Annotated in this window: 14 protein-coding genes; 9 read left to right on the top strand and 5 right to left on the bottom strand. The window is 37.9% G+C overall.

Features of this window, described 5'->3' with window-relative positions:
• Window positions 1-246 precede the first annotated feature (246 nt).
• Entirely contained in the window at window positions 247-399 is a 153-nt protein-coding gene (locus A9996_RS19835) for a hypothetical protein (protein ID WP_157487187.1), read from the bottom strand.
• A gap of 437 nt (window positions 400-836) precedes the next feature.
• On the opposite strand from A9996_RS19835, the gene A9996_RS06300 reads away from it, so the two are divergent.
• Window positions 837-1,628 carry a hypothetical protein gene (locus A9996_RS06300; protein ID WP_066432359.1) on the top strand — a complete coding sequence of 264 codons (792 nt, stop codon included), beginning with the start codon at window positions 837-839 and terminating at the stop codon, window positions 1,626-1,628.
• Between the two features lie 257 nt (window positions 1,629-1,885).
• Here A9996_RS06300 and A9996_RS20080 read toward each other — a convergent pair whose 3' ends face one another.
• Entirely contained in the window at window positions 1,886-4,027 is a 2,142-nt protein-coding gene (locus A9996_RS20080; protein WP_066432358.1) for an AAA family ATPase, read from the bottom strand.
• Window positions 4,028-4,232: 205 nt separating this feature from the next.
• On the opposite strand from A9996_RS20080, the gene A9996_RS06290 reads away from it, so the two are divergent.
• Complete coding sequence (locus A9996_RS06290; protein ID WP_066432354.1) at window positions 4,233-4,790, top strand: LemA family protein; 558 nt, start codon at window positions 4,233-4,235, stop codon at window positions 4,788-4,790.
• A gap of 77 nt (window positions 4,791-4,867) precedes the next feature.
• Window positions 4,868-6,562, top strand: coding sequence for a DUF2207 domain-containing protein (locus A9996_RS06285; RefSeq protein ID WP_066432353.1), 1,695 nt, complete (start codon window positions 4,868-4,870; stop codon window positions 6,560-6,562).
• Between the two features lie 210 nt (window positions 6,563-6,772).
• Here A9996_RS06285 and A9996_RS06280 read toward each other — a convergent pair whose 3' ends face one another.
• A complete protein-coding gene (locus tag A9996_RS06280; RefSeq protein ID WP_066432352.1) occupies window positions 6,773-7,246 on the bottom strand; it encodes a ferritin-like domain-containing protein in 474 nt (157 codons plus the stop codon).
• A 321-nt stretch (window positions 7,247-7,567) separates the two neighbouring features.
• On the bottom strand, window positions 7,568-8,530 hold the full coding sequence (locus A9996_RS06275; protein ID WP_066432351.1) for an NAD-dependent epimerase/dehydratase family protein: 963 nt from the start codon (window positions 8,528-8,530) through the stop codon (window positions 7,568-7,570).
• Between the two features lie 335 nt (window positions 8,531-8,865).
• Here A9996_RS06275 and A9996_RS06270 point away from each other — a divergent pair, with 335 nt between their 5' ends.
• From A9996_RS06270 to A9996_RS06250, 5 genes are all read left to right on the top strand, one after another.
• A complete protein-coding gene (locus tag A9996_RS06270; RefSeq protein ID WP_066432349.1) occupies window positions 8,866-9,210 on the top strand; it encodes a hypothetical protein in 345 nt (114 codons plus the stop codon).
• 70 nt (window positions 9,211-9,280) lie between these two features.
• The gene (locus tag A9996_RS06265) at window positions 9,281-9,583 is read left to right on the top strand and encodes a hypothetical protein (RefSeq protein WP_066432347.1); all 303 of its coding nucleotides are present in this window, start codon (window positions 9,281-9,283) and stop codon (window positions 9,581-9,583) included.
• 58 nt (window positions 9,584-9,641) lie between these two features.
• Complete coding sequence (locus A9996_RS06260) at window positions 9,642-9,944, top strand: hypothetical protein (protein WP_066432346.1); 303 nt, start codon at window positions 9,642-9,644, stop codon at window positions 9,942-9,944.
• Window positions 9,945-10,004: 60 nt separating this feature from the next.
• Window positions 10,005-10,307 (top strand): hypothetical protein, encoded by a 303-nt coding sequence (locus A9996_RS06255; protein ID WP_066432345.1) that lies wholly within the window; start codon window positions 10,005-10,007, stop codon window positions 10,305-10,307.
• A gap of 113 nt (window positions 10,308-10,420) precedes the next feature.
• Window positions 10,421-11,764, top strand: a complete 1,344-nt coding sequence (locus A9996_RS06250) for a sigma-54-dependent transcriptional regulator (protein ID WP_066432343.1) — start codon at window positions 10,421-10,423, stop codon at window positions 11,762-11,764.
• On the opposite strand, the gene A9996_RS06245 is transcribed toward A9996_RS06250, so the two are convergent.
• Window positions 11,742-14,183, bottom strand: a complete 2,442-nt coding sequence (locus A9996_RS06245) for a hybrid sensor histidine kinase/response regulator (RefSeq protein ID WP_066432341.1) — start codon at window positions 14,181-14,183, stop codon at window positions 11,742-11,744. The genes A9996_RS06250 and A9996_RS06245 overlap by 23 nt on opposite strands.
• Before the next feature lie 265 nt (window positions 14,184-14,448).
• On the opposite strand from A9996_RS06245, the gene A9996_RS06240 reads away from it, so the two are divergent.
• Complete coding sequence (locus A9996_RS06240; RefSeq protein WP_066432339.1) at window positions 14,449-14,970, top strand: hypothetical protein; 522 nt, start codon at window positions 14,449-14,451, stop codon at window positions 14,968-14,970.
• The last annotated feature ends 102 nt before the right edge of the window (window positions 14,971-15,072 follow it).

Below are 15,072 nucleotides of genomic sequence, written 5' to 3'. Positions count from 1 at the left end.
ATGTACAACAAATTGCCTTTTAAAGGTAAATCAAATGCAAACAGAAACAAAATAAAAAGTCATAAAACACTGATAATGAGATTATAAGAAGCTAAAAGTAAATAAATGAAAACTGAATTTGAGAGTCTGTTAATCAGAGGGTCCTTGGTTCGAGCCCAAGAGGAGGAGCAAACAAAGAGTTACATGAAAATGTAGCTCTTTTTTGTTTTGGGGAAGTTTTAGGTTTTACTCGGTGTTTACAAGGGTTTATAGGATCAAGTCAAAAAGTTGTGGAGTAACTGAAAATGCCGTTCCGGTAAGCTTTCTCAATCCAGCGTTATTTTCTTCTAATTCTTTTTGGATAGCAATAATTCCGTTTGTATTAAGAAACCATTTATCCTTAAATAATTGAGTACCCATTTTTAAAGCCTCTCTGTAACGCAAAACCTCTTTTGTTGCAACATCAGGTTTAGCTGATTAAGCATATAATTCTTGATAAGTTTGTCTTGAGCGGTGATTACATTTTCAATTCCTATAGTTGCTTGAGGCCCGTTCAAATTAACGAAAACGATTATTGTAACTGCATCAACAAAGACGTGATTAAAATAGTCCTTAAATTTAAATCCGTTTTGGAGAAAAATGATGGTATATCGGTAATGAGGTACTAAGTAAAACAGTATTCAAATTCATAAATCGTGCTTTTGGAAAAGGAGCTGAAGATGTTATTGTTACTCAAATTTTTCAACCTATTTATAAGGGAGAATCATTTCTCTAAAAAGCTATTATGCATTTATCTGGTAAAGCTTTGTAAATTGCTGAAAGTTTAGAGACATATCACGAAATTTTATTTAAAAAAAATGAAAAAACTAACTTACATCCTTTTGTTTTTATGCTTTGCCTGCAATTCATCAGATGACGCCGACACTTCAACTTTTGAAGTTTCAGTGACACAAAGTACTACTTCACTCGTAGTTGACCAAATACTAACCTTAACTGCAACTGCCAACGAGAAGATAAATCAAATTAGCTTTTCTAAAGATGGCGGGGAAACATTTGACTCAGAATTTTCATCTTCAACCTTCGATACAACAGTTAATTTATATTTAGATTTTGATACGCTTGGTCCTAAAACTATTATTTATAGAGTTAAAAATAGCGCAGGCGATGTTGTGGATAATATTGTAAGCGTAACTGTTGAAAGAGGTAATGCCGTGCAACTACTAAGTGTAAAACTCAACTCTTTTTTTGATATGGGAAACACTTGGGATAGTGAGTACGCAACAACAGACCCAAATCATTTAGCAGACGTGTTTTTTGGTGTCCTCAAACCAAGGCTGAATTTCTTAGATGGTACAAGAAGTAGAGTGCCATCAAGTTCATGGCTCTGGTATAGATCTCAAACTCGAGAAAATGAAAATGACCTTAGTTGGAATTTACAAAATGAAGAATTATTCATCAATGTTTCAGAACTAACAGCATATATTGCCTTTGCAGATGATGATGGCGGCAACATAGCCCAAGATATCATGTTGGGTCCACCTTTTCAAAGTTTGATTCCATTGTCAAATTATATAAATTCGAAACCAGGTACCATTACCGTTAAGGAAACACACATTAATTTAGAGTATGTAATTGGCTTAGATTGGTAGAATAAAATTGCAAATAGGACTTAATGAGTTGGTCATACTTATAAATACTGTTATTAATAGCATGGACAGGCTTATCAAACCCATTGACATAAGAACCACATACAATAGCCGTGCGATTGGAAATTGCTCTAATTATGGATATTTGATAACTCAATTAAAACCAAATGATTTTGGCTGGGATGGAACAGTAAACAGCAGAAAGTACCCAAGGAGTCTTATTGGTTGGTTTTAGAACGCCAGAATGGTAAAACTTACATTCAATCCGTCTCCTGTTTGGAAAGCTCCTTCCTAATGCCTTCTAAAACGTCCGACTCCTCAATCCTATGTGTTGCTTTTTTCAGTGCTTGCAAACAAGCGTAGTAAATGACATTCAATATAGCGCCACCAGTAAGTTCATGTGCTTCGGCTAAGGTTTTTAAATCAATAGTATCGGCCAGTATTGCTTTGGTCGGGATATTTTGTTTCCATAACTGCAGGCGCTCGTCTATCGTAGGCATAGGGAATTCTACAAGCATATCCAAACGACGTGTAAAACCGGGATCAATATTAGCTTTATGGTTGGTGGCAAATAAAATGAGGCCTGAATGCTTTTCAAGCAGCTGAAGTAAATAGGAAACCTCTACGTTGGCATAACGGTCATGTGCATCTCTAACTTCAGTGCGTTTGCCAAAAAGTGCATCAGCCTCGTCAAAGAATAAAATTGAGCCTTGTAATTCAGCTCGCTGAAATAATTGATCCAGATTCTTCTCCGTTTCACCTATGTATTTGCCTAATATTTCATAAAGTTTTACTTTGTAAATAGAGCGTTTTGCAGATTTCCCAATGAGGGCAGCTGATAAAGTCTTCCCGGTGCCTGACGGGCCATAAAATAGGGCGCTAAAACTCTGCCGAACCTTTCCGGCCAATCCCCATTCATTCAACAAGGTATTGTTGTGAGAAATCCATTGGCTAATATCCATCAATTGATGCTTCGTCTCAGGATTTATAATCAAATCAGACCATTCCATGTTGGTTTGAATTGACGTGAGAGACTTTGTTTCTGGCGGCGTGATGTCCGTTGGTGATGGGTTCTTTTGATGATGTATGATTTTGATCATCACAAATTCCGCAGATCTTACAACAGCCAAACCAATCTGGATGATCACGTTTCCGTCTGAAATGTCCTGTTCCGTCATCGTTGATCCCAATCCGACCTGTACAAAATAGGCCTTTTCTGCTGAGGTTCCTTGTAGTGCTCCTGCCCGCCATAAGGTTTGAAGATAGTTTTCTGTCATCACTTTTAAACGGTTCCATGTGGATTGCTCATTAACTTCAAACGCAACAAAACGAGAAGCCTTGTAAACGGATGCCTCTACAACGTTTAAAAACCTTCGTACTGAAACATAACGATACTCATTATCATTACCGGCCAAAGTGCGAGCGCCCCAAACCAATATGCCCCTTCCAGGAAAACTCCTAATGGCATTGATTGATTTTCCAGAAATAGGATCTACATTCAAAGTGGTCTGTTCGTCCTCTGCTATCGCTCTTGTAATTCCCGTAATACCGATGATACTTGCATTGGCTGGGGCTTTCCAAACGCCTCGTTCTTTATCTGTGCGCACATAAATACCTGCTAAGGCAGCACTTGGTGGCAAGGTCACTTTTGGACTATTTTCCAAAGCTGTTTTTAAAAAACGGTAATGCAAATTGCTACTGCTGGCAAGCGTACTCATATTCACGGGAGCTGCAGCGTCAATTGTTACTAGCACTTCATTTTCATCATAGTCAAAACTGAAGTTGGTTTTTAAATGTGGTGTATACGCAGCGCCATCTCTTAAATTGGTCACCACCTGATTCCGAAACTGCCTTACACCATTAGCGGTGTCAAGCACATCTAAAATAGCAAAACGGTTGGTAATGCTACCACAATGTTGCAATGCACTATTACAGATCTCATGGTAGTCTGCTGTATTGAGTAGCAAACATGCATCTGGCAAAACCAGCAAGCTGACTTCATCAACAGCGGCCAGCGCATCAATGCCTAGGATGTAATGCGCCTTGATGGGTGTTTCAATTGGAACGATATAACACGGGCCACCACCATTCATAAAATAGAGTTGCATGGCATAAAAGAGTATGGCTTGTTGCGCCGCGGGTTCTTGAGAGATCTGTTTTATTTTTAGGGTGCCAGAATTATTGACCAGTTCAATCTGAAAATTATTGGGATATTTTGCTTTGCCAAAATGAGCTTCGTATTCCAAAAGTGAAGTTATCCGTAAAGGGGTGTTGAAGCCAATTGGAGGAATAAGTGCCGTAATGCCCACAAAGGCAGGAATGCTGCCATTTACTTGAACAACAATTGGGGTGGTGGTGGAAACTTCTTCCACATAAACACCGGGTGAGGTGGGTTGTAACATAATGATTAGTTTGAAGATGAAAACTATGCGCTGCTTTGTCGGTGTAGGGATGTATCGTGATCGAACCGTTTTTTAGGTATGATTTTGATAGACAATAGAACGCTTGATTGCTTGATAAAGATACTCCAAAAATGACTATCTTGGGGTGTTATAATGAATGAATTTCCTATTTTAAAAGCAGGTTCATCTTAAAAATCAACAGTTTATGATTATTTATATTCTTTTGGGCATTATTGTCCTTCTTGGCGTTTTGATGGTAAGTGCGTTCAACCGCTTTGCCAAAAACAGAAATTTGGTAAAGGATGCCTGGGGCAATATTGATGTGGCGCTCAAGCGGCGCTATGATTTGATTCCAAACTTAGTAGAAACCGTAAAAGGCTATGCCACGCACGAAAAGGAAACTTTAGAAAAAGTCATTCAGGCGCGCAATACCGCAATGCAAGTGCCAGAGGGCGATATCAATGCGCAGATAAAAGCAGAGAGCCAATTGCAGCATAGTTTAAGGAGCATTTTTGCCTTGGGTGAGGCCTATCCTGATTTGAAAGCGAATACCAACTTCCTCGATTTACAGGCCAAACTAAGCGAAATTGAAGAAAACCTTGAACGGAGTCGCCGTTATTATAATGGTACGGTAAGGGAAAATAATACGTATGGTGAAAGTCTACCGGGTGCCTTGTTTGCTGGAATGCTACGTTATCAGCACTTTGACTTTTTTGAAGCGGATGCTGGCAGCAGAGAGAACGTGAAAGTTGATTTTTCGTAAATACCGTGTCTATTTCACTACTTAAACCCTTCCATTGATTAATTTGTGATGCGCCATCTCCTCCAATTTATGGGCTAATGAAACATATACCAATTTTACTCCTTGCTTTTTTGAGCCTTAGTTTTGGGTATGCTCAAGACTTTACGGTTGATAAGTACGCTGTAGATATTACCATCCATGAGGAAGGTTATTTTGATGTGGTGGAAAGCTATGATCTTACCTTTGCATTTCCAAAGCACGGAATTTATAGGGATATCCAAACCAGTTATGATGTAGTAACCGAAGAAGTGAAGCAGGAGACTCGAAAAATTATGATCAGCAATGTTGAGGTGCCTGGACGCACGTTTATAACACCTTCTAACTTTGAACAAAAGTTAAGTGAAACCTTTCAAATAAAAATAGGGGATGCCGACAAGTCCATTACAGGTGCGCAACATTATAAAATCAGATACCGGGTATGGAATGCCTTTTTATATGAAGCTGATGGGGTTAAATTCTATTGGAATTTGAAGCCTAGTAACTGGCGGGCAACTTTTAATAGTATTGTGTTTAGCGTACATCTACCAACTTCAATAGCGGCGGATACTAGTGATGTGTTTGTGTATTCTGGATTAAGTGCGACGACCGATTTGAGTCGAAACTTTGACGTTACCATCGCGAATGGCGTCGTGGAAGGTAAGAGCCAACCCGGCTTTGAGTCTGAGGAAGGGCAAAGTGTGACCATTCTCATTAATCTGCCGCCGAATGCTATTGCTGAAATAAAACCCCTTTGGCCTTTTTGGACGGATTATGGGTGGGTGTTTGTATTGCTTGCGCTCCTTGGAGGATTTTATATGACTTGGAAAAGTTATGGTAAGGATGATGAAGTGATTAGTAGTACTAGTTATTTTCCACCCAAAGGGATGGATCCTGCCATGGCGGGATTTTTAATGAATGATGCAGATGACACGTCTGATCTAATTTCCTTGATTCCATATTGGGGTTCGAAAGGGATTTTAAGAATTGAAGAGATTCCAAAAAAAGGATGGTTCTCATCTTCTGACACGAAGCTGGTAGCACTAAAGGCCTTGCCTGATGAGGCCTCAAGTTATGAAAGGACCATCTTTAGCGGATTGTTTGGGAGTTCTATTAGCCCAGATGATACTGAAGTGCTTATCAGTAGTTTAAAAGATAAATTCTATACCAAGATGAGCAGCGCACGCAGTGTTTTAAAGAAGCAGGCGCAGCCTTATTATGAAGGAGGTTCCAAACGTGTGCGGAATATCACTTATGGGAGCATTATTTTAGTGACCATTGTATTGGTACCTGTGCTGTTGTTTGTCTGGGGATTTATTGCGACGTTCGCCCTAGTCATTTTAAATGTTCTTTTGCTTATTATGAATAGGTTTATGGTTAAAAAGAATCCAAAAGGGAACGCAGCCTTTTCTGAATTGAAGGGATTTAAGCAGTTTATAAAAGTGGCAGAAATCAATAAATTGAAAATGCTCATTATTGAAGATCCTTCCTATTTTGAGACGACCATGGGTTATGCGCTTGCCTTCGGCCTATTTGACAAGTGGGCTAATAAATTTGATGCGTTAAACATACCACCACCCAGTTGGTATAGTTCAGCGGCGCATACTAATTTTACGATGAGCAGTTTCACCAATTCTTTTGCAAACACAATGTCTACTGCCACATCAACAATGGTCAGTTCGCCCAGTAGTAGTGGGTCATCAGGAGGTGGCTCTTCGGGAGGAGGTTTTGGCGGAGGCGGAGGCGGGAGCTGGTAATGATACCGAGTGTTTTTTTATACTACGTGTTATTAGTAGTCAAACCCTCAAGAAAATTTTAGTCTCGCTATTTTGATATTCCTATATATTAAGGATAAGGTGAGTTTTAGTAGCTCAAATTATAAAAAATGCGAGTACTGCTGAGACCTTTTATAACATAAAAAAACCTCCCTAAAAGGAGGCTTTCTAATAATTTATATGAATCAAAAATTAGGCAATATCTTCAAGCGTTTTTACACGGCCCAATGTCCTTTGAATGTCTCTTAATTGTGATTCCAACACACTATTGATGTGCGGCTCCAATGTGTTGTTTTTTATCACATCTTGATATTCATCAACACTTGCTTTCTCACCACGGATCACTTCTTCAAGTACGGCTTCATCATCATCACCGGTGAGTGAACTTTTGATATCAATCCATGCACGGTGCAATGATCCTGTAACGCTTCCACTTTCTTTTGGCGCTTCCCCTAACTGACGCAGTTCTTTGTCAATTGCAGTAGCAAAATGACTTCTTTGCAACGCTTGTTCTTTTAAAAAGTTTTTTAAGGCTGGTGTTTTTGCGTCCGTCATCGCCTTCTTATAACCTTTTTCAGCATCATAATTCTTTTCTATAATGTTTTGCAAAACGTTGACAGTGTCTTTATGTGTTTGTTCTCTGGCTTCTTCTAATGAGGTTTTCATATGTTTTGATTTTTAAGTTGATTACTAAGATACAAGCAACAGGCACCATATTATCTTAAAGAATTCTTATTTGGGATAGCATTAACTTTCTAATAGGATTCTCTTAATAAGTGTTAATAAACTGCTAATCAGGTTAATCTTATTTTATTTCAAGCTTCTGCAACCTTCTCCTGATTTTTTAAGTATGTTTGAATGAGCCTTTGAAAACACAAAAAAGGTTACCCGTTTTGGTATAACCTTTTTTTATGATTTCTTTTTGCCATTATTTAAAAGCAACATGGGCAACTATCTCAAACCTGAGAATAGCATCTTTTTGAAGACTTATTTTTCTGAAGTCGCGTATTTCTTGCCTAATTCAGTCATCATGACATCACTCATCTTTTTAAGGTTAAACTTAGGGCTCCAATTCCAATCTTTCTTGGCTACGCTATCATCAATAGATTTTGGCCAAGTATCTGCAATTTGCTGTCTGAAATCAGGGTTGTACGAAATGATAAAATCCTTGACATGCTTCTGAATTTCATTGGCAATATCTTTAGGTGTAAAACTAAGGGAGGCCAAATTATAAGAAGACCGTATCGTCAGCTTGTTGGCTGGCGCATTCATAAGCTGAATGGTCGCATCAATAGCGTCATCCATATACATCATAGGGAGTTGTGTGTCTTCAGAAAGGAAACTCTCATACCGTCCATCAGTGATCGCCTTGTGAAAAATTTCTACGGCATAATCCGTAGTGCCACCTCCTGGCATTGTTTTCCAACTGATAATTCCGGGATAGCGTATACTGCGCACGTCTACACCATATTTGTCAAAGTAATATTCACACCACCGTTCTCCCACCTGTTTGGTAATGCCGTAAACTGTGGTAGGCGCCATAATGGTATGTTGTGGCGTATCATCTTTAGGTGTTGTTGGTCCAAAAACAGCAATGCTGGAGGGCCAAAATACCTTGCTTATAAATTTGGCTTTTGCCAGATTCAAGACATGAAATAAGGAGTCCATATTCAAATCCCAAGCTTTCATAGGATATTTTTCGCCAGTGGCGCTCAACATGGCAGCCATTAAGTAGATGGTGTCTATCTGGTGTTTTTCTACACAAAGTAAGATAGAGCCATAATCTTGGGCATCAACAATTTCAAAAAGACCTGAATTGACTACGTCGAGATTATTATAGTTGATGTCAGATGCAATCACATTTTCATCACCATGAATACTGCGTAATTTATAGGTTAGTTCTGAGCCAATTTGACCACATGCACCAATAATTAAAATCTTTTGAGCCATTGTTGTTTGATTTAGCTGCAAAAATACAAAGTTTTTTTCTGAAGGAAATAGAATTTGGCAGAATGACCGTCTCCATTTTCATAACGTGACAATTTTCAAAAACCGCTCTTTTAATGGATAATCGTATAATCTTTACCCGGTATGTACCCTAGAAATGGAATATTTACACACTCTATAAAAATTCAAAGAATCAGAATAAATTTTTAATATCCTGAAGATCAATCTTATAATACTTAATATCGTTTTAATTATCTCAATGGCATGTTTATTTCTTTTAACACATTAGAAAAACGTATAATAATAAATATATTTTAAAATTAATCAAGTGCAAGATTATGGAAAAAGTAGTTTTTACAGCAGCGATGATATTTGTGGGATTATCAACACATGCAACATCATTTGTAATGAACCAATTGGATGAAATCGCAATAGCAGTACAGGAAGAGTATAAGGAAATCAAAACATCAGAACTTCCTAAAGCCGTTACAGATGCATTGGCCTCAGATTTTGTGACCGCCACTCTAGACAAAGCTTATGTAAATGCTAAGCAAGAATACAAATTGGACATTACCGTTCAAGAAGTAACATCCAATGTATACGCTGACAAGGTATATGCTGACAAGGACGGAAACTGGATTGTTAAAGAAAAAGAATATGGAAACTGGATTGTTAAAGAATAAGGTTCCATACTAAATACCTAATTAGTAAAACAACACAAGAAATAACTAATAAACATTAAATAATTATATTTTGAAAAAAGTAGTTTTAACAGCAGCAATCATATTAGGAGGATTATCAACATTTGCAGCATCAGCATTTGCGATGAACCAAACAGAGAAAATTGAAATAATTGCACAAGAAGAATATAAAGAAATCAAGTTAGAAGCACTTCCACAAGCAGTGAAAGATGCATTGGCATCAGACTTTGAGACCGCCACTCTTGATAAAGCTTACGTAAATGCGGAGCAAGAATACAAATTGGACGTTACCATTGACGGAACAGCATCAACAGTATATGCTGATAAGGAAGGTAACTGGATTGAAAAAAAATAAGGTTTTACTTTAACTAGTAGCGCAACCTATTAACAAATAAACATTAAATAATTATATTATGAAAAAAGTAGTTTTAACAGCAGCAATAGTATTAGGAGGATTATCAACGTTTGCATCATCAGCATTTGCGATGAACCAAACAGATAAAGTTATCATGACAGCTCAGGAAGAATTTAAAGAAGTTAAAGTTGAAGAGCTTCCACAAGCCGTGAAAGATGCGTTAGCAAAAGATTTTAAGGCAGCCACTCTTGATAAAGCTTCCGTAAACGCTAAGGAAATATATAAATTAGAAATTACTGTTGATGGAAAGGCCTATGCAGTGCACGCTGATAAAGATGGAAACTGGATCAAAAAAGATTAGGGTTTCACTCTCAATATTTTCACAACATACAATTAACAAGAATTCAAAAATTCAAAAATTATGAAAAAAGTAGTTTTAACAGCAGCAATAGTGCTAGGAGGATTGTCAACATTTGCAACGTCAGCAATGACATTGAACCAAGCAGATGGAGTTATAATGACAGCTCAGGAAGAATTTAAAGAAGTCAAAATTGAAGAGCTTCCACAAGCCGTAAAAGATGCCTTAGCAGCAGATTTTCAGACCGCCACTCTAGATAAAGCTTACGTGAATGCTAAGCAAGAATATAAATTGGATATTACTGTTGATGGAGCGGCATCAACTGTATATGCTGATAAAGATGGAAACTGGATCGAAAAGAAATAGTCATCCACATTTTAGCAGAAAAAAGGACGTTTTTTAAAGACGTCCTTTTTTTATTGTTTTTTTTAGAGGGTTTACTGAGTTTAACTTAATATTTTTGTAAAAATGAGTAACCCATGAGTACCATTCTTTTGGTTGAAGATGATGTTAGCTTTTCTGAGATGTTGAAACGTTTTTTAGAACGTCACCAGCACTCAGTGATCTTGTCCTATACACTGGAAGATGCTAAATTAAAATTCAAAGATGCACCGTTCGATTTAGTATTTACAGATCTCAGGCTTCCTGATGGTGATGGAATTGACTTATTGAACCATATTAAAAGTAAGGATACGTCCATTCCTGTGGTTTTGATGACAGGTTATGCTGAGGTGTCTACAGCCGTAAAGGCCATGAAGCAGGGTGCTTTTGACTATATTTCAAAACCATTTAATCCTGAAGAAGTGCTACAGGTTGTAAAAAATGCACTTCAGGAACATAAGGAGGAAGCCAAACCCACAGCTTCAACAAATCCTGCTGTTGCCACGCCATCAAAATCGGCTTCTAATGTTGTAAAAGGTATTAGTGCCGCTTCCAAAGTTCTAGACGATCATATTAACCTTGTCGCACCTACAGATATGTCTGTTTTGATTTTTGGTGAAAGCGGCACCGGTAAAGAAGTGGTAGCCAAAGCTATTCATTTAAAAAGTTCAAGAAAGCAACAGCCTTTTATAGCGGTAGATTGTGGTGCCATTCCGAAAGAAATTGCTGCCAGTGAGTTTTTCGGACATAAAAAAGGCTCTTTTACAGGCGCCATCAACGATAAAATTGGCCACTTTGAAGCAGCCAATCACGGGACACTTTTTTTGGATGAAGTAGGAAATTTAACCTATGAAAATCAAATACAGTTGTTACGGGCACTTCAGGAAAGACGTATCAAACCTATTGGAAGCAATGACGAAATTGAAGTTGACATCAGGTTGTTGACCGCCACTAATGAAGATTTGTTGAATGCCGTTGAGCAAGGTGATTTCAGGGAAGATCTTTACCATAGACTGAATGAGTTTTCAATTAAAGTTCCTAATTTGCAGGAACGTAGGGATGATTTGATCCTCTATGCCGATTTCTTTCTGGATAATGCAAATCAGCAGCTCAATAAATCCATTATCGGGTTTTCACCTGAAGTCCTTAAAATTTTCCAAAACTACTCTTGGCCAGGAAATTTGCGTGAACTTTCAAACGTCATCAAACGCGCCACATTATTGACCACTGGAGAGGTCATCCAAAAAGAGGTGCTGCCTCGCGAATTGTCCGCCCCTACAAAAGAAGGCCAAACACATTCTTTTTCCGCCAAAACAAACGAAAAGGAATTGATTGTCAAAGCCCTTCATGAGGTCAACAACAACAAAACGAAAGCTGCAAAACTTCTTAATTTTTCACGAAAAACGCTTTATAACAAACTCAAGGAATATAATTTGGAGTAATATAGGCGTCCATGGCTTTGCAAAAAGTGTGGAGCTCTAATTCTAAGTCTTCAAAAATAGCGTTGTCCACAACGGTGGTATTCTCTAATACTTCTAAATGCGGCACTACCGTGGTTGCATTAAGTTGTTTAAACATGGTCAGCATTCTATGGCTCAAATCGGTGATGGTTTTAAGGTCCTTTTGCTGATGTGCTGTTTTTAACTCGGCCATGTGTTTTTTGGTGTCTTCCAAAAATATATCGAGCAGTGATTTCAATGCCTCTTCATCATGGTTTAAAAATCCTGCAATAGAATTGGTGTCAAAATAATCACAGCGGTAGGAGGTATTTTTATTCGTATTTTGTTCAGGTTTTATGATGCTTTCAGGAAATAGCTCACTCAAAATATCAAACCAAATGTGCGCGGTAAACGGTTTAAAAACCACTTTTGAAAAGCCGCTTTCAATGTAGTTTTCGGCACCGATATCGGTTCTGCCAGTCATCGCAATAATAGGCTGCTCTTTATAAAATGGACTCTTTTTTACAGTTTCCATAAAATGAAAACCGTTCATTTTTGGGAGTTGGATATCTGTAATGATCACATCAAAGGGCACTGTCTCCATTGCTGAAAGTGCAGCTTTGGCATCTTCAAAAGTATAAGTGGTAATGTGATGTTGCTCCAAAACATCTGTAATCAACTGTCGTAAAGAGGCATCGTCATCTACAATAACAGCTTTCAATTTAAAAAGTGGAGTTTCTGAAACTATTGGGCTCGTCTCCAAGATGACATCAGAAAGTTTAACTGGGAATGACATTTCAAAAGTACTCCCCTTTCCAGGGATGCTCTTTAAGAACAATTTCCCTTTCAAAATATGCACCAATTTTTTTGAAATGGCCAAGCCTAATCCAAATCCTGAATGTTTTGAAGTGCTGGTTTTGTTGACTTGGGTAAACGCATTAAATATATCTTCCTGTTTCTCCTTGCTGATCCCAATACCCGTATCTGATACCATAATGCTCACCGTATGTTTATTGTTGACGGAATGCAGTTGGGTGCTAATGGTAATGCTCCCCTGCTCCGTAAACTTATAAGCGTTTCCTATTAGGTTATATAGAACTTGCTTGATCCTGAAGGGGTCTGAAACAATAGTCCGGTCTAGCTTTGGGTCGTGTTTAATGTATAACGCAATAGGTTTATCTGTATAAATCGCTTCAATATTCGAACTTGTTTCGTCCAAAATAGAGCGAAGATTAAAGGGAATGCTTTCTACTGTAATATGACCATCTTCCAGTTTTGAGAATTCCAAAAGGTCATCTACCAATTGGCTCATATAACCAGATGCATTTTTAATATGGTCCAAGTAATTGCCCTCTTTTGCGTTTTGGGCTGTTTTATGAAGCAATTCGCTGTAACCAGTAATGGTACTCAACGGTGATCTCAAATCGTGGCTTACCATATTGATCAATTGCTCCCTGCTCTTTAATAGGGAATTGGTATAGGCATTGGATGCTTCAAGTTTTTCACGGTATTGCTGGCTTTTCCAAAAATCGTTTAAAATGACCACTGAAAAAATCACCACTAAAATAAAGCTGACTAAGGCTGCCAAGTAAATTATGCCGGTACTCCTGTCCAGAACGTCTTGACGTTGTACAATAATACTTTGGGAAGACGCCACCATTTCACGCTCCAAAGTGCGGAGGAGGTTTCGTAATTGTCTGGAGGTGATCAAATCATTTTCAGCCAGTTCACGCTCTTGAAGCATCAAAGATTGTTTTTGTACAGCGGCCTCTCTCTGAATTTTATTGAGCATGTCGCGTGATGAGGTCACAATGGAATCAATCTGCTTTTGATCAACTTTGTTGACAGAATCCTTGGCCCTTGCTTCATTTAGGCGTGTAATAACGCGTTCTAATATTTCTTTGGTTTTGGGATCGGCTGTTTTTGGATTCTCTACATAATCCTCTAGGGTTAATTTTCCCAAAATAGGATCTATGGTTTTTAGTTTAGTAATGGTCTGTTCAATGGCGTTTTCAGAACTGTTGTTGTCTTTAAGGCGGCGCAATTCGTTTAAATCGCGTTGTTTTTTCGCAAAAATTACCTTAACGCTATCCAATAGTGCCTTTTGATACTCGTTATTGACCAAATTGCTCAGCGTGTCAATGGTGGTGATCAAACTATCATTCTGTAAAAGATAGGCGTTGAATTGTTCTTCAGTATTGAGTTGCAGTGCTGCTCTGGATAGGCTTTCGTTTTCATAAATGTCGGCCACAAAACCGCTAATTCTGATAAGTTTATCCCGCTCTTTGAGGTCATCAGTTTGCGACGATGTGAAATTGCGCAGCTCAGAAAACACCAGCCACCCTGAAACTGCAGCTAAAATGCCGAGTGCGATATACCCAAAAAGGACCTTAAACGTGATTTTTCTATTGGAGGCTTTCATAAAAATAATTGTAAAGACAAAGCAAGAATAAAAAATGCGTGCGATAGGTTGAATATTAATTTTTATTATCTGAAAAAAATACCGCTATCTCAAACTGATATAGCTTTCCAGAAGTAATGAATTAAACCATCAGTTTTCGATTTTCGAAATTCCATTCAAACAGAAGGGCAAAGAACTCGATTCCTCAACCTAAAGGATGCCTCATTTCAATAAAATTTTTATTTACCTTTGAACTTTAATTCTTATTCCTAATTGTTCCTGTGTTATGAAACAGCTGTTGTTACTAAGTGTCTTAATTTTTATCGGCTGTAAATCTGAACCAGAATCTGTAGAAAATATTTCCGAAAATCAAGAAAAGTCCTATACGATAAAAGCCGAGGATATTGAAAAATTAGAGTATACTGACTATATTTTGAGTCCTGAAAGTGCAGAGGCTATTTTAGATTGGCAAAATTACCAAGAACTGCAAACTCAAATTGAACTCCTAAAAAGCGGTAACTTGTCTTTTTTTAGAGTTGAGAAAGAAATCATGCAAACGTTCATCACAGAATTAAACACGCAGCAGCCTCCAATAGTGGTTACCCCAGCCATCAGATCGAGAATGACGGTCCTAGAAACCACTCTCCTAAGATTGCAAGACCTTTCCAATCTTGATAACATTAAGAAAAAAGTGTTGTTGGAAGCCATCAAAGAATTGCTTTTAGCAGATGTGAATCTCAAACTGCAAATGAATAAAAAGTTTGAAAAAGAAGCACAGCAAATTCAGATTCCCGTGAGAACAGAGTAGGAGTTTAGATGTATGAAGGAGATTTAAGGGGCAGCATTACGCCTTTAGTGTTTTAATCTCCTCCTTGAACTAGAAACTAGAAACTAGAAACAAAAGAAACGG

It is taken from the genome of Gelidibacter algens (assembly GCF_001678675.1).
In the GTDB taxonomy this organism is placed as follows: domain Bacteria; phylum Bacteroidota; class Bacteroidia; order Flavobacteriales; family Flavobacteriaceae; genus Gelidibacter; species Gelidibacter algens.
Note: the sequence above shows the minus strand (reverse complement) of the source record. Positions and strands in the feature narration are given on the sequence as shown.

Coding starts and splice junctions, on each gene's coding strand:
- A9996_RS06300 (WP_066432359.1), top strand. CDS start 837: ATGAAAAAACTAACTTACATCCTTTTGTTTTTATGCTTTGCCTGCAAT.
- A9996_RS06280 (WP_066432352.1), bottom strand. CDS start 7,246: ATGAAAACCTCATTAGAAGAAGCCAGAGAACAAACACATAAAGACACT.
- A9996_RS06240 (WP_066432339.1), top strand. CDS start 14,449: ATGAAACAGCTGTTGTTACTAAGTGTCTTAATTTTTATCGGCTGTAAA.
- A9996_RS06250 (WP_066432343.1), top strand. CDS start 10,421: ATGAGTACCATTCTTTTGGTTGAAGATGATGTTAGCTTTTCTGAGATG.
- A9996_RS06255 (WP_066432345.1), top strand. CDS start 10,005: ATGAAAAAAGTAGTTTTAACAGCAGCAATAGTGCTAGGAGGATTGTCA.
- A9996_RS06245 (WP_066432341.1), bottom strand. CDS start 14,183: ATGAAAGCCTCCAATAGAAAAATCACGTTTAAGGTCCTTTTTGGGTAT.
- A9996_RS06275 (WP_066432351.1), bottom strand. CDS start 8,530: ATGGCTCAAAAGATTTTAATTATTGGTGCATGTGGTCAAATTGGCTCA.
- A9996_RS06270 (WP_066432349.1), top strand. CDS start 8,866: ATGGAAAAAGTAGTTTTTACAGCAGCGATGATATTTGTGGGATTATCA.
- A9996_RS20080 (WP_066432358.1), bottom strand. CDS start 4,027: ATGTTACAACCCACCTCACCCGGTGTTTATGTGGAAGAAGTTTCCACC.
- A9996_RS06290 (WP_066432354.1), top strand. CDS start 4,233: ATGATTATTTATATTCTTTTGGGCATTATTGTCCTTCTTGGCGTTTTG.
- A9996_RS19835 (WP_157487187.1), bottom strand. CDS start 399: ATGGGTACTCAATTATTTAAGGATAAATGGTTTCTTAATACAAACGGA.
- A9996_RS06260 (WP_066432346.1), top strand. CDS start 9,642: ATGAAAAAAGTAGTTTTAACAGCAGCAATAGTATTAGGAGGATTATCA.
- A9996_RS06285 (WP_066432353.1), top strand. CDS start 4,868: ATGAAACATATACCAATTTTACTCCTTGCTTTTTTGAGCCTTAGTTTT.